Below are 20,148 nucleotides of genomic sequence, written 5' to 3'. Positions count from 1 at the left end.
GCCAACATATGACCGGACCGAACCAGACGCCAGATGCGACCGGCGAGGTGGCCGATGCCGTCAAGGGCAACTGGGTGGACAGCTCGGCCCCGGCCTGGAGCCGGCCCTATCTGCGGCTGAGTCGGGCGGACCGGCCGATCGGGACGTGGCTGCTGTTGCTGCCGTGTTGGTGGGGGCTGTTGTTGTCGATGCTGCATGACGGGCGCGCCACGTGGCACGACCTGTGGATATTCGCGGGCTGCGGGATCGGCGCGTTCCTGATGCGGGGCGCGGGGTGCACGTGGAACGACATCACCGACCGGCACATAGACGGATCGGTCTCCCGAACGGCCTCGCGCCCGATCCCGTCGGGGCAGGTGAGCGTGATGCAGGCGCTGGCGTGGTTGGTGGCGCAGGCTCTGGTGGCGTTCTGCATTTTGCTGACGTTCAACATGGCGGCAATTATCTTGGGGGTCATCTCGCTGGCGCCGGTCTGCATCTATCCGTTTGCCAAGCGGTTCACGTGGTGGCCGCAGATTTTCCTGGGCCTCGCGTTCAACTGGGGGGCGCTGCTGGCATGGACGGCGCATAGCGGGCGTCTGGAATGGCCGGCGGTGGTGCTGTACCTGGCTGGAATTGCATGGACGCTGTTCTATGACACGGTCTATGCCCAGCAGGATGCCGAGGACGACGCGCTGATCGGCGTGAAATCCACGGCGCGGCTGTTCGCGGAACGCACGCCAGCCTGGCTTCAGAGGTTCCTGATCGGCGCGGTCAGCCTGATGGCCATTGCGGTGATCGGCGCGGCTGTGAGCAGCTCGGCTCTGGCGGTGCTGGTGGCGCTGATCGGTCCGTGGGCGTTCGGCTGGCACTTGTTCTGGCAGCTCAGGCAGTTCGACATGGAGGACGATCCGACTCTCTTGCGATTGTTCCGGTCGAACCGCGATGCGGGCCTGCTGCCCCTGCCGTTTTTCGCCGCAGCCCTTTTCGTTTGATTGCACTCACGCCCCGTGGCGAATAAATAGGCTGGGTGGTAAACAACGGCGAGCCTGCGGTTCATGCGCCTTTCCTCCATCTTCGCTATTTTAGGGACGTTTTTCCTTGCCTTCGTGCTGTGTCTTTTCGCGGCACGATTCTCGGTACAGGTGATCGAGGAGGGCTCGCGCAACTCGGTGCGGGACACGCTGGACGAGCGCGGCATGACCTGGACCGAAGTGGACGCAGACGGGTTGCAGGTGTTTCTTGCGGGCACGGCGCCATCCGAGGCCACGCGCTTTCGGGCGCTGTCCATCGCGGGTAGCGTCGTAGAATCCGCTCGGATCATCGACCAGATGCTGGTGGCCGACAGTGCCGATATCGCGCCACCGCGATTCTCGGTCGAGATCCTGAGCAATGACAGCGGACTGTCGCTGATCGGGCTGATTCCGGCGTCGACCGACCGCGAGCAACTGATCGAGGACGTCGCTGATAGCGCGCCGGGCAAGGAAGTGACGGACCTTCTGGAAACCGCCGATTATCCGCAACCCGATAGCTGGGACGAGGCGCTTGACTATGCCGTTGGTATCCTGGAGCGGATGCCGCGCACCAAGATCTCGGTCGAGGCGCGGCGGGTCAGCGTGGTGGCCATGGCCGACAGCGAAGAGGACAAGCGCAACCTGGAAACCCAACTGGCGCGACGGGTGCCTGAGGGTGTGCGCCTGCGGCTGGACATCTCGGCGCCACGCCCGGTGATCACGCCTTTCACGTTGCGCTATCTGCTGGAGGATGGCGAGGGCAGCTTTGACGCCTGCGCGGCCGATACCGAAGCCGCGAAGGACCGTATCCTTGCCGCCGCCGGGCAGGCCGGCTTGCAGCAGAAGGCACAATGCACGCTGGCGTTGGGGGTTCCGTCTCCGCAATGGGGCCGCGCGGCCGAGCTTGCGATCGGGGCGCTGGGCGAACTGGGGGGTGGCAGCGTCACGTTCTCGGACGCCGATATCGCGCTCGTGGCAGCGGAAGGGACCGACGAGAAACTTTATGACACGGTGATCGGGCAGCTGGAGACGAGCCTGCCCGATGTCTTTGCGCTCAAGGCTGTGCTGCCCGAGCCCAAGGACGACGCCGAGCAGGCGCCGCCGGAATTCGTCGCGACGCTCTCGCCTGAGGGGCTGGTACAGATCCGCGGCCGGGTCGAAAGCGCGCAGGCCCGCGAGATGGTCGACAGTTTCGCAAAGGCCAAGTTCAGCTCGGACGTCGTGAGCACGACGGCGCGGGTGGCCGAAAACCTGCCTGCGGACTGGACGGTGCGGGTGCTGACAGGGCTTGAGGCGCTGGCCTACCTGTCCAACGGCGCCGTGACGGTCGGCCCGGAGGAGATCGCCGTGTCGGGTCTGACCGGGCAGGAGGACTCCAGTGCGAAAATCTCGGCGATGTTCGCGGCCAAGCTTGGCGAAGCGGCGGAGTTCGATATCGACGTCGCCTACCGTGAGGAGCTGGACCCTGTGGCCAGCAAGCCCACGCCCGAGGAGTGTGAGGCTCAGATCGCCGAGGTGCAGGCCGAGAACAAGATCACGTTCGAACCGGGCGAGACCGATGTTGACGCCAACGGTGCAGAGATCATGGACCGGATCGCGGCGATCCTGAAAGCCTGCGGCGAGATCCGGATGGAGATCCAGGGCCATACCGACAGCCAGGGGCGCGAGGTGATGAACCAGCAGCTGAGCCAGGCGCGGGCGCAGTCGGTGCTGAACGAATTGCGGACGCGGCGGGTGCTGACCTCGGCCATACGGGCCAAGGGATACGGCGAAAGCGATCCCATCGCCGACAATGACAGCGAGGAAGGCCGCGAGGCCAACCGCCGGATCGAATTCCGGGTGATACGTCCGGAACCGATCGAAGAACAGCAAACAACGCTTGAAGCGCTGGAAGAAGAAGCGCTAAACGAGACCGATGCGGCGGGTGGGGACGCCGAGCAGGAATCTGGGACGGATGAACAGAACTGAATTTATCATAGCCACGGCGATTGTCCTGTTCGTGGCGTTCTGCATGGGATGGTTCGCCAATTGGCTGGTGCATCGGTTCATCCGGGTGTCTGGTTCCGACGTGGGTGAACTGGAACGCATGGCGCAGGAACTGCACGAGGCAGAGGAAACCCGCGACCAGGCGATCACCTACCTGCAGCAGCGCGAGGCAGAACTGACCAACCAGCTGAGCCAGGCCGAGGCGGAATTGTCGGCGACGATGGACGGGCTGCGCGAGGCGCGACACGAAGCCGAGGAACTGCGTAACGCGCTGGAAGGAAGCCGCGCCTGAGGCACGGTGCGAAAGCCTTCGACATGGCGAAGTTCACGATAGCGTAGGGCGTAGTTTCGCGCTGGCACCGCATGGCGTAAGGTAACGCCAACGTGGGATGGTCCCCGGTGTCTTGAGGAGCCGTAACGCTTGTTCCTGTCGCTCAATTGCCTAGTTTCCAGAGTGACGCTGCCCGGTGCGACCGAGTGGCAGATCGCCGAACCGCACGCGCGATGACCGAGCGAGCCTTCGTATGATAAGACGTTCCCTTCCCGTGGCCGTTGTAGCGATCCTGGTATCGCTTTTCCTGCACGTCGCAGGCTTTGGCTGGCGGCAGGTTCTGGACGCGCCCGAGGAGCCGCCGGAGACGCAAGAGGCGCCGCCACCGCCCGAGACGGGACGCAACTTCGAGGATCTTGTCGAACCGCTACCGGAGCCGCCCGCACCGGAGCCGGCAGAGGCGCCCCAGCCGCCCGATGCGCAGCAACCGGATCGGATGCAGACAAGCCAGGCTATGGTGGCCTCGGACAATCCCGAGAACGTCACCGCTCCCGATGGTCCGGCGGGCGAAACCGGGAGCCCTGATGAGGGGGCCGGTCGCCCGGCCGAGGAGGCGGCAGAGGACAGTGGCGAGGACAGCAGCACGTCGGACATCGCCATGATTGCGCCCGACGCGCCCGAGGCCACCCCGCAACCGCCTGAAGGTACCGAGGATGCCGCGCCGCAGCCCGCCGAAGAGACCGCTGAGACCGAGGTGCTGCCCGAGCCCGAGACTGCCACAACAGAGACCGACGAAGCTGCGCTGGCCCCGACGCCAGAGGCGCCGGAGAACGTGATCGCTGCGGACGATCCGGACCTGGCGGCCTCGGCCGTCACCCGGTCGCTGCGTCCGCCAGCGACACGGCCCACGGCGGAACAGCTTGGGGTTCCGGACAATCCTCCGGCGCAGGCCAGCCGCACGCCTACCTACGAATCGCCCCTGACCGCCTACAAGCGCGACGGAACCGACCTTACGGCGCTCGGTCGTGTCGGCAATGCCAGCCCTGGTGATTTCGGTGGTTCCGGGGGGCAGGGCAACGCGGGCACGACGAATTATGCCGGTCGGGTCTTGATGAAGCTCAATCGCGGGCCGCGGGTGGACAACCAGGCCACGGGCATGGCGCGGGTCTATTTCCAGATCAACGCGGACGGGTCACTCGGCTGGATACGTATCCTCGACAGTTCCGGCTCGTCAGGAATTCGCAGCGCTGCTCAGGACCAAGTGCGCAGTGCGGCGCCCTTTCCGCGCCCTCCGGGGGGGCAGCCGGAAAAGCTGGTTTTCGTCTATCGCAATCGTTGAATGCAGGGGAGATCCGTTGCACCTGACGTCGAACACTTCGATCTGGCTCAGCAGCGTCCACATCGTGTCGGGCGTGTGGACTCGGAACACCCGGCGCTTGCGCAAGGGATCGCCGGCGACGCGGGTGAGGTCGATCAATTGATGCTCCGTGAAATGTGGATTCCAGCGTATTTTTTAGGGATACATTGTATATATAAATACCGTAAGGGCTCCGAAGGTCAGCCGTCCCGAGGTATTCAAGGCATGCCGATCCGTCAGGCCTTGGCAAAATTGACAATTGCCTCCACGAGGCAGTCCAAACTGTCGGTGTGCGGTGTGCCGGGGGGCAGCGCGTGGGCCATCAGCGAGAGTTCGGTGCAGGCGATCAGCAGGTGATCCGCACCGTCCGCGGTCATTCGCGCCGCAATATGCCCCAGCCTCGGAGCAAGCGTATCGAGCGCCTCGCCTGCCTTGACCGCGCGGATGATGGACAAAAGCGCGTCCTCGTCTTTGGCCCACCGAGGCTGGAGGTCGTAGGCTGCGAAGACGGTCTCGAAGACGCCTGTCTTGCGTGTGGCCGGGGACGCGAGCATGCCGACCGTTCGCGCACCCGCAGTGGCGAGATGCTCGGCGGTCAGGTCGATCATGTTCAGAAACGGCAGGCTGGTGGCGTGGGTCACCGCGACGGCGTAGTGATGGGCGGTGTTGCACGGCATCGCAAGCGCCTGCGCTCCGGCGCGTTCAAGATCCTGCGCCATGGACATCAGCACAGGCATGGGGTCGGCGCCGCCGCCCTCGATCAGTGCTTTTATCCGAGACGGAACCTGCGAGTTCTGGTGCACGATCAGCGGAACATGGTCGGCGTCGTCCTGTGCCGGTACGGCGGCCAGAACCTTCTGCATGAGCAGGATGGTGGCCTCTGGCCCCATCCCGCCCAGTATTCCGACCGGCTTCATCGCAGGGTTACTTCGGCACGTCGAAGCAATGGCTGTACCCGGTCAGGCCGATGGCTCCGCCGGTGTGCAGGAAGACGATGCGCTCGCCTTTCTTGAAATGCCCCTTGCGGCAGAGGTCGATGAGGCCCGCGGCGCCCTTGGCCGAATAGACCGGGTCGAGCAGGATCGCCTCGGTCCGGGCGAAGAGGTCGATGGCCTCCAGCGTGTCCTCCGCGGGGATGCCGTAGCCGGGGCCGACGTAGTCGGTGTTGGCGACCACGTCCTCGCGCGCAACGACGCCGGGACAACCCAGTTTCTCGGCGGTCTTTACGGCGAGGTTGTAGACGTTTTCCTCTTGCTTGGGTCTGGGTGCGCGGACGCCGATACCCAAGAGCGGGATCTGCGCGTTCATCGCCTTGAGGCCGGTGATCAGGCCCGCCTGTGTGCCCGCCGAGCCGGTTGCGTGAACGACGTGGTCGACGTCGAGGCCCATTGTGACGAACTGGTTCAACATCTCGAAGGCGCAGTTGACGTAGCCCAGCGCGCCTGTCGCGTTGGAGCCGCCGCCGGGGATGGTGTAGACCTTTTTGCCCTCTTCGCGAAATTTGTCGGCCACGGCTTCCATTTCGGCATTCATGTCGAGGTCGGGGCCGCGATGTTCCATCGTCGCGCCGTGCAGGTGATCGAGCAGGACGTTGCCGTTGTACTTGTAGTTATCGTAATTGTAGCCGGTCCGGTCCTCGAGCAGGATATGGCAGGCAAGGCCAAGCTTTGCCGCCGCCGCCGCGGTCTGGCGGGCGTGGTTCGACTGGGTCGCGCCCTGGGTCATGACCATTTCGGCGCCTTGTTCCTGCGCTTCGGCCATCAGGAATTCCAGCTTGCGGGTCTTGTTGCCGCCCGTGGAGAGCCCCGTGCAGTCGTCCCGCTTGATCCAGATCTCGGGACCGCCCAGAGCCTCGCTGAGACGGGGCATGGGTTCGAGCGGGGTGGCGAGATGCGCGAGGCGCACTCGGGGGAACTTGGCGAGATTCATGTAGTCCTATCCTTTGGAATTCGCGGTGAGTTTCGCAGGTCCGGCCAGTTTGTCCAGCCGGATATCGGCGGCCAGCGCGTGGCCTTCCATCCGTTCGGCGCGGCTGATGGCGGCGCTGGCACGGGCAAGGTCGTGCACGGCCTCGTCCGACACGGTCTGCCAGGTCACGGTTTTGAGGAACTTGTGCACCGAAAGCCCCCCGGTATAGCGGGCGGCACCGGACGTGGGCAGCACGTGATTGGTGCCCGACGCCTTGTCGCCGAAGCTGACGGTGGTGTTCGCGCCCAGGAAAAGCGAGCCGTAAGCGGTGAGCCGCTCGCGCCACCAGCCGAGGTCCTCGGCCATGACCTGAAGATGTTCGGGCGCCTTGGCATCGGCGTAGTGCGCCATGTCCTCGGGCGTGTCGCAAAGCACGATTTCGGCCAGGTCGGCCCATGCCTGGCTGGCGGCGGCGCGGTTCGGGCCCGGAAGCGCGTCAATCAACTCGGGCACGCGGGCCAGGACCGTGTCGGCCAGCATGCGGTCGGTGGTGGCAAGCCAGACGGGGCTGGTCGTCCCATGTTCGGCCTGGCTGACCAGATCGACGGCCACGACCTCGGCATCGGCGGTGTGATCGGCGAGGATGAGGCTGTCGGTTGGACCGGCGAACATGTCGATGCCGATGGGGCCGAACAACTGGCGCTTGGCTTCGGCGACATACGCGTTGCCGGGACCGACAAGGATATCCGCGGCGGGTGCCCCGAACATGCCGAAGGCCATGGCGGCGATGCCCTGCACCCCGCCGATGCACAGGATGCGCGTGGCACCGGCAAGATGCATGGCGTAAAGCATCGCGTCGGGAATGCCCGCGTCACCGTTTGGAGGCGAGCAGGCGGTGATATCGGGCACGCCCGCCTCGCGGGCGGTTGCGATGGACATGAGCGCCGAGGCGATATGGGTGTAGCGTCCGCCGGGCACGTAGCATCCGGTGGCCTGCACGGGGATCTGTCGCTGTCCGGCGATCAGGCCGGGGCGCAGCTCGATCTGCATGTCCTGCGCGGAGGCGCGTTGCGCAGCGGCAAAGCGCGAGATGTTGTCGTGGGCCCAGCGGATGTGATCCCTGAGGTCTTGCGGGACGCGCGCGATGGCGGCCTCGATGGTGGCGGCGGGCACGGCGACCTCGCCGGTCCAGCCGTCAAGCTGGCGGGCATATTCCAAGGCTGTCTGGGCTCCGCCGGCCCTTAGCCGGCCGAGCATGACCTGAACGGTGTCCGCGATGTCGGCGGCGGTTTGGGGGGGCTGACCGGGGGCGGTCTTGAGATGGGTAAGGGGCATGGCAAATCTCCTGTCCCTATCCCGATTGCGCCGATTGTAGCTTTCAAGCAAGGGTCGTGATCCCTGCGCGCACCTGTTTTTCCAAGGCCGGAAGAGCGTTTTCGGGAAAGGCGAAACTGCGACCGGGGCAGAAGAATATTCGTACGAATTTTCGTGTCAGGCGGGACGGCCGCGCAGCATGGCGAAATGCTTTGGGATCGAAGGAATGAAGAACAACAGCCACCATCCCATGCTGAACGCGATCAGCATTCCGGGGATCCACAGGATCGACAGCACGAGGCCGATGCCGCCCGTGATTGTCGTTGCGGCATGTTGAGGGGCCAGGCGCAGCATCAGAAGATGCAACAGCTTGCCACCGTCCAGAGGCTGTACCGGCAAGAGGTTGAAGATGGCCAGAAAGCCGTTGATATGGGCGAAAAGACCGAGATACTCGGCGAACTGTGCCTGCGGCGAGGAGAGGATCAGCATCGGATCGGTGTAGCCCGATGCATTTGCGAAAACGCTGTCCCAAAGCGCATCCGAGGCCAGCGATGCCAGCGCCCAGAGTACGAGGTTCACGATCGGTCCCATCGCCACGATCAGTTCCTGCTGATGCGCCGTCGCCGAGCGGGCGCGTTCGCAGAAACCGCCGCCGCCATATAGCATGACCCGGCGGACCGGCACGCCCTGGACAACGCAGGCCCAGGCGTGGCCCATCTCGTGCAGGAAGATCGAGACCATGAGCATGGTGACGGACGCCGCCGTCCACGCGATGTCACCGCTGCCCGTGTAGGCAAAGAAGGCCAGCAGCAAGAAGATCGAGCTGCCGATCTGAACCGGAACGCCGAAGGGACCGCGAAATTCGAAAACGGGGTTGGTATCCTGGAACAAAGTTTTCTTCCTTTTGCCGGTATCTGGCTGTCGTCGGCATGGGCTGCATGGTTTCCAAGAAGCTTGTAGAGGTTAATGTGAGCAGAACTGTGGCAGGCGGCGACGAGGTGATGGAATTGCCATGACGAAGATTGTGATCCTGACTGGTGCCGGGATATCCGCCGAAAGCGGCCTGGGCACGTTCCGTGACGAGGACGGGCTCTGGGTGCGGCACCGGATCGAGGACGTGGCGACGCCGGAGGGGTTTGCGCGTAATCCCGCGCTGGTGCAGACATTTTACAATGCGCGAAGGGCGCAAGCCGCTGGCGCGCGGCCCAACCCGGCCCACAAGGCGCTGGCGCGGTTGGAGGCCGAGCATGACGGCGAAGTGCTGGTGATCACGCAGAATGTCGATGGTCTGCACGAGGCCGCCGGAAGCCGTAACGTACTGCATATGCACGGTCAGCTGGACCAGGCGTTGTGCCACGCCTGTGGTCATCGCTGGCCCGCGCCTGACGAGATGCGCATCGAGGATGCCTGCCCCGAATGCGGGCGGTGCCAGACCCGGCCCGATGTCGTGTGGTTCGGCGAGATCCCTTATTGGATGGACCGGATCGACCCGGCGTTGGCCGAGGCGGATATCTTTGCCGCGATCGGAACCTCGGGCAACGTCTATCCGGCGGCGGCCTATGGTCAGCACGCACGGCGGATGGGCGCGCATACGGTGGAGCTGAACCTGGAGGTCTCCACCGCTTCGCGCGACTTTGATGAGCACCGCCGTGGACCGGCCAGCGAGGTTGTGCCGCTTTGGGTGGACGAGGTTCTGAACGGGTGAACCGGCTCCGCCCGCTCGGCCCGATGTTGAATTGCAGGCGGGCGACAGGAGGCCGGGCGCTTCGGTCAGCCGCCGAGATGGCTGGAGAATTCCACCACGATCGGGTCGAAGCTGATGTTGCGGATTGACGTGTCGCCGTGGGGGTTCTGGTCGGTTGATATGTCGTCGCCCATGGTGTCGCTGAGATAGGTGACCGCATTCAGATACCCCGGCAGATTGCGCTGGGTCAGGATAAGCCCGCCATCCTCGGCCGGACCGATGGTGGCACAGCCGATGGGCGCGCAGCCGGGTACGGACCGAAGGCGCGTGGTGGCGATGGGATCGGTGATGATACGGCTGACGAAGCGGGCCCCGTCGGAGGGTTGCCAGCGCCAGACCTCGGTGGGCGCGGTGCGGATCGACGTGGCGGTGCCGTCGCCGCCGTCTTCGCGAGCGGAGAAGATCACCGATGCGAAGACGGCCCGTCCGTTCCGTCCGATGGTCAGTTCGGTGCCCAGCGTCATGATCGGACCGTTGCCGTCGAAATCCCGGTCGGCGCCGGAACGGGCAACCGTTGGTACGATGTCGGCGGTCAGGTCCCGCAGGACTATGGTGCCCTCTTCGGCGAAAGCGGCGGGAATGGCGGTGGTAATTGCAATGAAAGTCAGTGTGAGAAGGCGTTTCATGACAAAGGCTCCTTTGAAGGTTGATGGATATGCGTCGGTCCGGACGGTGCCGGGGTTCAACCATGCTTTCCTTTCCGGCTCGCGCCGGGCAGGGTGGCGGCACGACAGGAGAGCGCAGATGACAGGCCATATTGACCCCACAAAAGAGTGTTTCGCCCGATTCCGCGAGATGGAGAGGCCGGGCCCTGTGCATATGCTGAACCTCGTAAGACTGCGGCAGGTCGCGGCCTACGAAGACGGGACGCAGGCGACGGGCGCCGAGGCCTATGCGGCCTATGGTCGGGAGAGTGCGTCGGTTCTGCGTGACTTGGGCGGACGGATCGTCTGGGCGGGCCAGCCGGAACTGATGCTGATCGGGCCGGCGGACCAGGCCTGGGACATCGCCTTCATCGCGGAGTATCCCAGCGTGTCCGCCTTTGTCGGCATGTTGCGCGACCCTGCGTATCGCACGGCCGTGCGGCACAGGCAGGCGGCGGTGGCGGACTCGCGACTGATCCGAATGCGCCCGGGTATTCCCGGCGCCGGGTTCGGGGACATGACGATGGTCGAGGGATGAGGGTGTTGCAGGGCGAACGAGTATGAAGCAGGCGGTCGTCTTTGACCTGGACGGGACGCTGATCGACAGCGCGCCGGACATTCATGCCGCAGCCAACACGGTGCTGGAGCGTCGGGATATCGCGCCTTTCACGCTGGCCGAGGCGCGCGGTTTCGTGGGCCACGGCGCGGCGGTATTCGTCGAACGTTGCCTGTCGGCGCGTGGTTTGGCCGCGGACACGGCGTTGCAGGCGGAGGTCCTGGACGAGTTTCTGGCTCTTTACGAGGGCGCCGTTCACCTTACGTTGCCATATCCAGGGGTGGTGGCTTGCCTTGACGCTTTGGCGGCCGAGGAGCTGGACCTGGCGGTCTGCACCAACAAGCCGGAAGGGCCAACCGCGGCGGTGCTGACGCATCTGGGACTGGACCGGCATTTCGGCGTGGTGGTCGGTGGCGATACTATGGCGGTGCGCAAACCCGACCCTGCGCCGCTGCTCGAGGTCATTGCGCGGGTCGGGGCAGCGAGAGTTGTTTTCGTGGGCGATAGCGAAGTCGATGCCGAAACCGCCGCGCGGGCCGAGGTGCCGTTCGCTCTATACACCGAGGGGTATCGCAGGACCTCGGCAGAGGAGTTGCCGCATGACGCGCGGTTTGATGCATTTGGTGACCTGCCCGCCATCGTGAGGCGGTTGCTGGCCGTAGGCTGAGCGCTTTCAATTCGTGGTGGCGCTGCTAGGCTGTGCCAAAGCGGGGCGCCCGAACAGAGCGAGCGGGGAAGATGCGAACACTGTCGAACACATCGCGTGTCGAAAACCTGCGCGGTTTTGTAGTCCTGTCGCGTTTTGCGAGTTCCCGGACCGGCACCGAGACTCGGGCCAAGGGGGCAGGGGCATGAGCGCAGACCTGAGCGCAAGATTACTGGCCGAGGTGGCGGCGCGGCGCGAGGATCTGGTGGCACTGACACAGGCGTTGATCCGCATCCCGACACTGAACCCGCCCGGGGCGCTCTACCGCGATATCTGTGATCTGCTGGACCGGCGGTTGCTGAAATCCGGGTTTCACACCGAACTGATCCGGGCCGAGGGTGCCGTGGGCGACAGTGACCGGCACCCGCGCTGGAACATCGTGGCGCGGCGCGAGGGCAGCGGCCCGGGGCAATGCGTGCATTTCAACAGTCATATTGACGTGGTCGAGGTGGGCCACGGCTGGACGGTCGACCCGTTCGGCGGCGAGGTGAAGGACGGCCGCGTCTATGGCCGGGGTGCCTGTGACATGAAGGGCGGGTTGGCGGCCAGTATCGTCGCCGCCGAGGCCTTCATCGCGGTCTGCCCCGAGTATGCCGGTGCCATCGAGATCAGTGGCACGGCGGACGAGGAATCGGGCGGGTTCGGTGGCGTCGCCTACCTGGCCGAAAAGGGATATTTCAGCCCCGACCGGGTGCAGCACGTGATCATACCCGAGCCGCTGAACAAGGATCGCATCTGTCTGGGACATCGCGGCGTATGGTGGGCCGAGATCGAGACGCTGGGCGAGATTGCCCATGGCTCGATGCCGTTCCTTGGCGATTGCGCGGTGCGGCACATGGGGGCGGTCGTGGCGGAGATGGAAAAAAGCCTGTTCCCGGCACTGGCGCAGAAGCGCACGGACATGCCCGTGGTGCCGGAAGGGGCAAAGCAGTCGACGCTGAACATCAACTCGATTCATGGCGGCGAGCCGGAACAGGACATGGATTATACCGGCCTGCCCAGCCCCTGCGTGCCCGACCGGTGCAGGATGGTGATCGACCGGCGGTTCCTGATTGAAGAGGATATTCGCGAGGTCGAACAGGAGGTTCGCGCCGTGTTGGAACGGGTGCGCGCGGGCCGGGCCGGGTTCGACTATACGATCAAGGCTATCCACAGTGTCGAGCCCACGATGACTGAGCGGGATGCGCCGGTCGTAGGCGCGGTGGCAGGCGCGGTCGAAACGGTTTTCGGACGCGAAGCGCAGTACGTGGTCAGCCCCGGCACCTATGACCAGAAGCATATCGACCGGATCGGGCGGCTGAAAAACTGCATCGCCTATGGGCCGGGCATACTGGACCTGGCGCACAAGCCAGATGAATACGTCGGTATAGACGATATGGTGGAAAGCGCGCAGGTCATGGCGTTGGCGTTGCACGGGTTGTTGAGGGCGTAGGGTGGGTGACAACCCACGCCGAGCGGGCTTGTGTCGAGGCACTCGGGTTTCGCCTTAGCTGCCAAACCACTTGATTTTGTGCCCAAGGCGAAGCCTGGCGGGATGTCGCGCTGAACACGGAAAGAGCAAGACCGTGTCCGGAGCGGTGTCAGACCGCGATGTTGTCGATGAGCCGCACGCCGGCAAGGTGCGCTGCCGCGAATAGGCGCGCGGGCTGCGCGGTGTCCGAGACGCTGCGCAAATCGGACTGGGCGCGCAGGTCGAGATAATCCACCTTCGTGAATCCGGCCTTGAGCAGGCGGGCCGTTGCGGCCTCGCGCAAGGGGTCGAACGCGTCACCGCGGGAGAGCCCCGCGGCAATCTCTTCCATTTCCTCGTGCAGGCGCGGGGCCGTGGTGCGGGCCCGGTCCGACAGCAGCAGGTTGCGCGAACTGAGCGCCAGCCCGTCGATGTCACGGATCGTGGGACAGCCATGCACGGTCACGCCCAAGTCGAGGTCGGCGGCAAGGCGGCGCACCACGAGGAGCTGTTGAAAGTCCTTCTCGCCGAAGAACGCATCGGTGGCGGAGGTCTGGGTGAACAGCTTGGTCACCACGGTGGCGACCCCGTCGAAATGGCCCGAGCGATAGGCGCCGTCCATCACGTCGGTCAGGCCAGAGACCGACACGCTGGTCGCAAAGCCGTCCGGGTAGACCTGATCGCCGCCGGGCACCCAGAGCGCGTCTATATCGAAGCGGGCGAGCTTTCTTGCGTCGTCGGTCTCGGTCCGGGGGTAGTTGGCCAGGTCCTCGGGGTTGTTGAACTGCTTGGGATTCACGAAGATCGTCACGATGACGTGGTCGCAGGTCTTTTTAGCCGCCGCCACCAGCGAGAGATGTCCGTCATGCAGCGCGCCCATCGTCGGCACCACGCCAATACGGGCGCCGGCCCGCAGCCATGGTGCGGTGGTGGCGCGAAGGTCGTCCAGTTGCCGCAGGATCGGCGCCGTCATTTTTCGGGGGCCTTGTCCGCGAACATATGCTCTTCGGCCGGAAAGGCGCGGGCGCGGACCTCTTCGGCATAGGCGGCTATGGCCTTTTCCGCGTCCTCGCCCAAGTTGGCGTAGCGCTTGACAAATTTCGGCTTGAAGGCGGTAAAGAGCCCGAGCATGTCGTAATGCACGAGGACCTGGCCGTCGCAACCCGCGGAGGCGCCGATGCCGATGGTCGGAATCGCGATCTCCTCGGTGATCTCGTCCGAAAGACTGGCGGGCAGCTTTTCCAGGACCACCGAGAAGGCGCCGGCATCCGCCACCGCGCGGGCGTCGCGCAGGACCTGTCCCGCGCCGGCGTCACGGCCCTGAACCTTGTAGCCGCCCAGCGTGTTGATCGATTGCGGCGTCAGTCCGATATGCGCCATGACCGGCACCCCGCGGGCCACCAAAAAGGCGATCGTCTCGGCCATGTGCACGCCGCCCTCGAGCTTGACCGCGGCGCAGCCGGTTTCGGCCATCATTCGCGACGCGTTGCGAAAGGCCTGTGCGGGGCTTTCCTCGTAAGAGCCGAAGGGCATGTCCACGACCAGCATCGCGGACTTGAGCCCCCGGGCCACGGCCTGTCCATGCATGATCATCATCTCCATGGTCACGGCCAGCGTGTTCTGCATGCCATGCAGGACCATGCCGACGCTGTCGCCCACGAGGACGAAATCGCAATGGGCATCCATCAGCTGCGCCATCGGCGTTGTGTAGGCGGTCAGCGATACGATGGGCGTGCCACCTTTCATGGCGCGGATATCGTCTGGCAGGGGGGCAGATTTGCGGGCTGTGGCGTTCATGGGACATTCCGGCATTGGCTTCTTGCGAGATGACCTAACAGGTAAGTGACAGCGAATCCAGTATGGAAGCATACGTGAGCAAGGCCCTGATATCCGGGCGAATTACGCGAAATGGCCAGACGCTTGCGCGGCACTGGCGCGGCAATTCGGGGCGACGCATCGGGAAGGGGCTTTCAAACCGTCGGAGAATCCTTAGGTTGATCAAACGGGATCCGACCACGCCCCCTGCGACACCCTGCTGTTCAGGATAGGAGACTTTCTTTGCGCCTTCTTGCTGTTTTCGCTTGGCTGATCGTGGCCGGCACCGGACTTGCCATGGCCCAGGAAAAGGCCACGGAAGCCGAGCGGCAGGAGGTGATCCGACTGTTGGGGCAACTTCCCGACATCGCACCGATCCGCGAGGATTTGCGGCTGCTGGGGTTCAGCGGCGAGAACCTGGAGTTGGCGGTGGACCAGGCAGAACTGCTTTACCGTGATCCGGTGATCGCGGGCTATGTCGCGGACCAAGTGATCGCCGCGTTCGAGGATCCGACCGCTGTGCGGGTTTCGGATGGCTTGATGTGGCCGTTAGTCGAGCGCGGGCTGGGCCATCTGCCGACGCGAGATCTGAAGTTCTATTACACCGTCGAGCGCAAGATCATGGAGACGCTGACGATCCGGCAATGCGGCATGGCGGTAAGTAACCGGATGCGCCCCGCAAGGTTTGCTGAACTGACGTCGCGCGTGGCGGCGCGGCTGAACACCGACGCGTTGCAGAAATATTACCGTATTCAGGCGAAGGCGGCCCGGGTTGGGGCGCGCCGTGCGCCGATCAAGTTGAGCGATGCGACCACTCAACGGGTCGAGGACCGCATCCAGGCCAGCATGACCCGCAGCATCCAGGCCACCGACCGGGCGCCGAGTCTGATGGTGGCGATGATGAATCTCGACCAGGCCAGCAACACCGAAGCCTGCGCCATCGGGCGGCTGTTCATGAACACAGTTCTTCAGTTCGAGGGCCGCGCCCTGCGCGAAACGCTGGTGTATATGAGCCGGCCGTGACCGCGGCGCTGCGGATCGGCAACCGGGCCGCACGGCGGCTTTGGCTGCATGCCAACGGGCTGGCTGATGCGCCGGGCGGGCCGGTGGATGTAATGGACATGATCCGGCGTCTGGGGTTCGTGCAGATCGACACGATCCGAAATGTCACCCGCGCCCATCACCATATCCTGTGGAGCCGCAACCGGAACTATCGCGAGCGGCAGTTGTGGCCGCTTCTGAAGAACCGGCAGCTGTTCGAGCATTTCACGCATGACGCCTCGCTGATTCCGATGGAGGTGCTGCCCTATTGGCAGCGGCAGTTCCGCCGGCTTGGGACAAAGGTTGCGCGGTCCGACTGGTACCGTTCGGGGCTGGGGCAGGAACAGGTGCAATGGATCCGTGAGCGGATCGCGCAAGAGGGGCCATTGTCGACTCACGCGTTCGACACCAAGGCGGAAAGCCGGGAAATGTGGGCGCGCCCGCCCCACAAGAAGGCGCTGGATCAGATGTGGTATGCAGGCGATTTGGCGACCTGTCACCGCGAGAATTTCGTGAAGTACTATGACCTTGGCGAGCGCGTGTTCCCTGTGGATCTGCGGCGCTGCCCGGGCGAGGACGTGGCGGCGGACTGGCTTTGTGATTCCGCGCTCGACCGACTGAGTATGGCCACGGTGGGCGAGGTGCAGCGGTTCTGGGAGGCGATGACATCCCCTGAGGCAAAAGCCTGGTCCGAGCGTCGCCGGTTGGTGCCCCTAGAGGTTGAAGGCGCGGACGGCACGTGGCGACAAGCCTGGGGCGTGGATGATATCGAAGACCGGCTGGCGGCGGCGGAAAGCGTGTCGTCGCATCTGCGCCTGCTCAACCCGTTCGACCCGGCGATACGCGACCGGGCGCGTCTGGAGCGGTTGTTCGGGTTTGCCTACCGAAACGAGATGTTCGTGCCGAAGGATCAGCGGATCTGGGGATACTACGTGTACCCTCTGCTGGAGGGCGATCGGTTTGTCGGGCGGCTGGAACTGAAAGCCGACCGGGCGGCGGGGTGGATGCAGGTGACGGGGTTCTGGCCGGAGCCGCGGGTCAAGTGGACCCCGCAGCGGTTGGCCAAGCTGGAGCGCGAACTGGAGCGCTTCGCGCGACTGGCGGGGATCCGGGACGTGGGCTGGAGCGTGTCGCGCCCGGTGTGATCCGTAAGATAGGGGTTGCGCCTAGGGCCAGGGCAGAGTGCCATGTGCCGAACGACGGCAAGGGAGGATTCAGATGCGATTGCAAGGAAAGACGGCGGTGGTCACCGGCGGGGCGAGCGGCTTTGGCGCAGGGATCGTGCGCAAGTTCATCGCCGAGGGTGCGCAGGTGATGATCGCGGACCTGAATGGCCCCGGCGCGATGGCCCTGGCAGAGGAACTGGGCGCAGCGGCCTGTCCGGTGAACGTGGCGGACCCGGCGAGCATGAAGGCGCTGACGCTGGCCACGGAGATGACGTTCGGCTTGCCGGATATCGTGGTGAACAATGCCGGAGTTACCCATCTGCCGACACCGGCGGAAGAGGTGACCGAGGAGGATTTTGACCGGGTCTTCGCGGTCAATTGCAAGTCGGTCTACCTTTCGGCGCAGAACTTCGTGCCGGGGATGAAGGCGCGAGGATCGGGCGTGTTCCTGAACGTCGCCTCCACCGCCGGGGTCAGCCCGCGGCCGAAACTGAACTGGTACAACGCATCGAAAGGCTGGATGATCACGGCGACCAAGGCACTGGCGGTCGAGCTAGCCCCCGAAGGTATAAGGGTGAATGCGCTGAACCCGGTGGCGGGCGAGACGCCACTCTTGAAATCCTTCATGGGCGAGGACACGCCCGAGATGCGGGCAAAGTTCCTGAGCACTATCCCACTGGGGCGGTTTTCGACGCCTGAGGATATGGGCAACGCGGCGTCCTTCCTGTGTAGCGACGAGGCGAGCATGATCACGGGCGTCTGCATGGAGGTGGATGGCGGGCGCTGCATTTAGGCGAGTGCATTGTCCGCGCGGAAAAAGGATAGAAAAAGTGCATTATCTATCACGGAAATTGTGCAGATGCGCGGCTGCGCCCGGGGCATAGAGCCTGTTCGTTTGAGGCCGGAGGCTTTGCGGATATGCGAAAGACCGGATTGCGGGCGCAAGGTCCATGAAAAAGCGCCGATTTCCGGTGCGCCGGGACGGCACTCCACGCCCTGTTTGCCCAGGGCCGCGATCAGATCACTGCGTGAAATGAAGTGGTCGCGAAGCACATGGATCACATAATCCGTGGCGCCTTGAAAAATGCTGACGAGATTGATGGCAATGGGCCGTTAATCGGCAACCACAATTATCGGCTGACAGACCAGAGGGATCTGCTGCGCTAGGCTCTGGCGGATTTCCCAGATTATTCTGCGAATAATCTGGGCCTGAGAAAATTCGTACGAATTTTCTCAGGCAACGCCAGCGCGCAGAGCATCGTGGATGTGGACGAGACCGCGCAGTTGGCCGGTGTCGTCCACGGCGAAAAGTGCGCTGATCTTGTTGGTGTTCATAACGCCGAGGGCTTCGATCAAAAGAGCTTCGGGCGCGATCGTATGGGGATCGCGCGTGGCGACTTCGCCTGCGCTGCGGGACATCAGACTGTCGAGGTTACGCCGGAGGTCACCGTCGGTGATGATCCCGGTCAAGCGTCCATCTTCAACCAATGCCGCGACGCCGAACCCCTTGGCCGTCATCTCGATCAGTGTTTCGGACATCGGTGTATCCGGAAGCACGGTGGGAAGCGCGTCGCCTGTATGCATGACCGCGGAGACCTTCAGCAGCTGTGCGCCCAACGTGCCGCCGGGGTGGAAGGTAAGAAAGTTCTCGCGCTCGAACCCGCGCAGTTTCATCATGGCCACAGCCAGCGCGTCGCCCATCGCCATGGTGCAGGTGGTCGAGGTGGTGGGCGCCATGCCGATGCCGCAGGCCTCGGGTGCGTCGGGCAGCGTGAGAACGTGATCGGCCTGTCGCGCCAGCGCGCTGTCGGGTTTCTTGGTAATTGCCACAAGCGGGATCGAGAAGCGCGCGCAGTGGGCGATGATATCCGCGAGTTCGCGCGTTTCGCCGGAGTTGGAAATCAGGATCACGGCGTCCTGGCGCGTGACCATGCCGAGATCGCCATGGCTGGCTTCGCCCGGGTGAACGTATTGCGCCGGCGTGCCGGTGGAGGCGAAGGTCGCCGCGATCTTCGCCGCCACGTGGCCGGACTTGCCCATGCCAGAGACGATGACCCGCCCCGGCACCTCAAGCAGGCGGTCGACCACGGTGTCGAACGTCTCGGTCAAGGTGTCGCGCATCAGGTCGAGCGCATCGCGTTCGATGGTCAGCACGTCACGCGCAATGTCGGTGGGAGTCGGAGTGTCCGTCATGTGGATCGCTTTGCTAAGGTGCGCCGAGCCTGTCCGAGCGGGCGGGGCCGGTCAAGCCTCGTCCTCGTGGACAATTTTGATGTGGGTCGTGCCGCGGGCTTCGGCCAGGGCCATTTGTTTCTGGCGTTCGCGGAAGCGGTTCTTGTCCGCCTCGGTGGTCTCATGCGCGCAGAGGTGGCAGGCGACGCCCTGTTCGTACTCTGGGCGCTTGGTGTCTTCTGGCAGGACGGGGCGGCGGCAGGCGTGGCACAATAGGTGCAGTCCTTCCTTCAGTCCGTGGCCCACCGACACGCGGCCGTCGAAGACGAAGCATTCACCCTGCCAGGTGCTGTCCTCCGGCGCGACCTCCTCCAGGTATTTCAGAATGCCACCCTTGAGGTGGTAGACGTCTTCGACGCCTTGGCCCAAGAGGTAGTTGGTCGATTTCTCACAGCGGATGCCGCCTGTGCAGAACATCGCGATGCGCTTGTTGTGGAAGCGGTGCTTGTTTTCCTCCCACCACGCGGGGAAGTCGCGGAAGCTTTCGGTTTTGGGGTCGATGGCGCCGTTGAAGGTGCCGATCGCCACCTCGTAGTCGTTGCGCGTGTCGATCACGGCTACGTCCGGCGACTGGATCAGGTCGTTCCAGTCGGCCGGATCAACGTAGTGTCCGACCTTTGCGACAGGGTCGACTTCGGGTTGACCCATCGTGACGATCTCTTTCTTCAGGCGCACCTTGAGGCGGCGGAAGGGCTGCGACGCGGCGGTGCTTTCCTTCCACTCCAGGTCGTCACATCCCGGCAGCGCTCGGATATGGGCGATAACAGAGCCGATCCCGGTGCGAGGACCGGCGATCGTGCCATTGATGCCCTCATGCGCCAGCAGCAGGGAACCCGATATCTTTTCCGCCTCGCAGAGGGCAAGCAGCGGCCCCTGTATGGCGGCGGGATCTTGGAACCGGGTAAAGTGGTAGAGCGCGGCGATGGTGTACATGCGCCGCGATCTACGCCCTTCGGTAGAATTCGG

The 20,148-nt window shown here is 64.3% G+C and carries 21 protein-coding genes; 11 read left to right on the top strand and 10 right to left on the bottom strand.

Annotated elements, in window-relative coordinates; translation table 11 throughout:
• Positions 1 to 8: 8 nt before the first annotated feature.
• The 4 genes from ubiA to PVV74_RS10440 all read left to right on the top strand — a co-directional run bounded on the left by ubiA (position 9) and on the right by PVV74_RS10440 (position 4,588).
• A complete protein-coding gene (gene ubiA, locus PVV74_RS10455; RefSeq protein WP_274593121.1) occupies positions 9 to 974 on the top strand; it encodes a 4-hydroxybenzoate octaprenyltransferase in 966 nt (321 codons plus the stop codon).
• A 63-nt stretch (positions 975 to 1,037) separates the two neighbouring features.
• The gene (locus tag PVV74_RS10450) at positions 1,038 to 2,960 is read left to right on the top strand and encodes an OmpA family protein (RefSeq protein ID WP_274593120.1); all 1,923 of its coding nucleotides are present in this window, start codon (positions 1,038 to 1,040) and stop codon (positions 2,958 to 2,960) included.
• Complete coding sequence (locus PVV74_RS10445) at positions 2,947 to 3,270, top strand: hypothetical protein (RefSeq protein WP_103763211.1); 324 nt, start codon at positions 2,947 to 2,949, stop codon at positions 3,268 to 3,270. The genes PVV74_RS10450 and PVV74_RS10445 overlap by 14 nt, the downstream gene beginning before the upstream one ends.
• A gap of 232 nt (positions 3,271 to 3,502) precedes the next feature.
• Positions 3,503 to 4,588, top strand: coding sequence for a TonB family protein (locus PVV74_RS10440; protein WP_274593119.1), 1,086 nt, complete (start codon positions 3,503 to 3,505; stop codon positions 4,586 to 4,588).
• A 254-nt stretch (positions 4,589 to 4,842) separates the two neighbouring features.
• Here the strand turns inward: PVV74_RS10440 and PVV74_RS10435 are convergent, their stop codons facing one another.
• From PVV74_RS10435 to PVV74_RS10420, 4 genes are all read right to left on the bottom strand, one after another.
• Positions 4,843 to 5,523, bottom strand: coding sequence for an aspartate/glutamate racemase family protein (locus PVV74_RS10435; protein ID WP_103763213.1), 681 nt, complete (start codon positions 5,521 to 5,523; stop codon positions 4,843 to 4,845).
• 7 nt (positions 5,524 to 5,530) lie between these two features.
• On the bottom strand, positions 5,531 to 6,535 hold the full coding sequence (locus PVV74_RS10430; RefSeq protein WP_274593118.1) for a D-cysteine desulfhydrase: 1,005 nt from the start codon (positions 6,533 to 6,535) through the stop codon (positions 5,531 to 5,533).
• Between the two features lie 6 nt (positions 6,536 to 6,541).
• Entirely contained in the window at positions 6,542 to 7,849 is a 1,308-nt protein-coding gene (gene hisD / locus PVV74_RS10425; protein ID WP_274593117.1) for a histidinol dehydrogenase, read from the bottom strand.
• A 156-nt stretch (positions 7,850 to 8,005) separates the two neighbouring features.
• Positions 8,006 to 8,719, bottom strand: coding sequence for a site-2 protease family protein (locus tag PVV74_RS10420; RefSeq protein WP_274593116.1), 714 nt, complete (start codon positions 8,717 to 8,719; stop codon positions 8,006 to 8,008).
• Positions 8,720 to 8,840: 121 nt separating this feature from the next.
• Here PVV74_RS10420 and PVV74_RS10415 point away from each other — a divergent pair, with 121 nt between their 5' ends.
• A complete protein-coding gene (locus PVV74_RS10415) occupies positions 8,841 to 9,533 on the top strand; it encodes an NAD-dependent deacylase (protein ID WP_274593115.1) in 693 nt (230 codons plus the stop codon).
• A gap of 65 nt (positions 9,534 to 9,598) precedes the next feature.
• On the opposite strand, the gene PVV74_RS10410 is transcribed toward PVV74_RS10415, so the two are convergent.
• Entirely contained in the window at positions 9,599 to 10,198 is a 600-nt protein-coding gene (locus PVV74_RS10410; RefSeq protein ID WP_274593114.1) for a hypothetical protein, read from the bottom strand.
• Positions 10,199 to 10,316: 118 nt separating this feature from the next.
• On the opposite strand from PVV74_RS10410, the gene PVV74_RS10405 reads away from it, so the two are divergent.
• From PVV74_RS10405 to PVV74_RS10395, 3 genes are all read left to right on the top strand, one after another.
• Positions 10,317 to 10,754, top strand: a complete 438-nt coding sequence (locus PVV74_RS10405) for a DUF1330 domain-containing protein (RefSeq protein ID WP_274593113.1) — start codon at positions 10,317 to 10,319, stop codon at positions 10,752 to 10,754.
• A 22-nt stretch (positions 10,755 to 10,776) separates the two neighbouring features.
• Positions 10,777 to 11,439: a phosphoglycolate phosphatase gene (gph, locus tag PVV74_RS10400; protein WP_274593112.1), complete on the top strand. Its 663-nt coding sequence runs from the start codon at positions 10,777 to 10,779 to the stop codon at positions 11,437 to 11,439.
• A gap of 184 nt (positions 11,440 to 11,623) precedes the next feature.
• Positions 11,624 to 12,910 (top strand): acetylornithine deacetylase/succinyl-diaminopimelate desuccinylase family protein, encoded by a 1,287-nt coding sequence (locus PVV74_RS10395; protein WP_103763220.1) that lies wholly within the window; start codon positions 11,624 to 11,626, stop codon positions 12,908 to 12,910.
• Between the two features lie 148 nt (positions 12,911 to 13,058).
• Here the strand turns inward: PVV74_RS10395 and panC are convergent, their stop codons facing one another.
• Both panC and panB read right to left on the bottom strand, forming a co-directional pair.
• Positions 13,059 to 13,901 carry a pantoate--beta-alanine ligase gene (gene panC, locus PVV74_RS10390; RefSeq protein WP_274593111.1) on the bottom strand — a complete coding sequence of 281 codons (843 nt, stop codon included), beginning with the start codon at positions 13,899 to 13,901 and terminating at the stop codon, positions 13,059 to 13,061.
• A complete protein-coding gene (gene panB, locus PVV74_RS10385) occupies positions 13,898 to 14,725 on the bottom strand; it encodes a 3-methyl-2-oxobutanoate hydroxymethyltransferase (protein ID WP_274593110.1) in 828 nt (275 codons plus the stop codon). Before panB ends, panC begins: the two co-directional genes overlap by 4 nt.
• Before the next feature lie 261 nt (positions 14,726 to 14,986).
• Here panB and PVV74_RS10380 point away from each other — a divergent pair, with 261 nt between their 5' ends.
• The 3 genes from PVV74_RS10380 to PVV74_RS10370 all read left to right on the top strand — a co-directional run bounded on the left by PVV74_RS10380 (position 14,987) and on the right by PVV74_RS10370 (position 17,743).
• Positions 14,987 to 15,766, top strand: a complete 780-nt coding sequence (locus tag PVV74_RS10380; RefSeq protein ID WP_274593109.1) for a hypothetical protein — start codon at positions 14,987 to 14,989, stop codon at positions 15,764 to 15,766.
• The gene (locus PVV74_RS10375) at positions 15,763 to 16,929 is read left to right on the top strand and encodes a winged helix-turn-helix domain-containing protein (RefSeq protein WP_274593108.1); all 1,167 of its coding nucleotides are present in this window, start codon (positions 15,763 to 15,765) and stop codon (positions 16,927 to 16,929) included. Before PVV74_RS10380 ends, PVV74_RS10375 begins: the two co-directional genes overlap by 4 nt.
• A 73-nt stretch (positions 16,930 to 17,002) precedes the next feature.
• A complete protein-coding gene (locus PVV74_RS10370) occupies positions 17,003 to 17,743 on the top strand; it encodes an SDR family oxidoreductase (protein WP_274593107.1) in 741 nt (246 codons plus the stop codon).
• Here PVV74_RS10370 and PVV74_RS10365 read toward each other — a convergent pair.
• The 3 genes from PVV74_RS10365 to trhO form a co-directional block, all read right to left on the bottom strand.
• Positions 17,740 to 18,012 carry a hypothetical protein gene (locus tag PVV74_RS10365; protein WP_274593106.1) on the bottom strand — a complete coding sequence of 91 codons (273 nt, stop codon included), beginning with the start codon at positions 18,010 to 18,012 and terminating at the stop codon, positions 17,740 to 17,742. The two genes, PVV74_RS10370 and PVV74_RS10365, sit on opposite strands and share 4 nt — an antisense overlap.
• A 171-nt stretch (positions 18,013 to 18,183) precedes the next feature.
• On the bottom strand, positions 18,184 to 19,143 hold the full coding sequence (locus tag PVV74_RS10360) for a KpsF/GutQ family sugar-phosphate isomerase (RefSeq protein WP_274593105.1): 960 nt from the start codon (positions 19,141 to 19,143) through the stop codon (positions 18,184 to 18,186).
• A gap of 51 nt (positions 19,144 to 19,194) precedes the next feature.
• A complete protein-coding gene (gene trhO, locus PVV74_RS10355) occupies positions 19,195 to 20,115 on the bottom strand; it encodes an oxygen-dependent tRNA uridine(34) hydroxylase TrhO (RefSeq protein ID WP_274593104.1) in 921 nt (306 codons plus the stop codon).
• Between the last annotated feature and the right edge of the window lie 33 nt (positions 20,116 to 20,148).

Source organism: Roseovarius sp. SK2 (assembly GCF_028807495.1).
GTDB lineage: Bacteria > Pseudomonadota > Alphaproteobacteria > Rhodobacterales > Rhodobacteraceae > Roseovarius > Roseovarius confluentis.
This window is presented reverse-complemented; position numbering and strand designations above follow the sequence as displayed.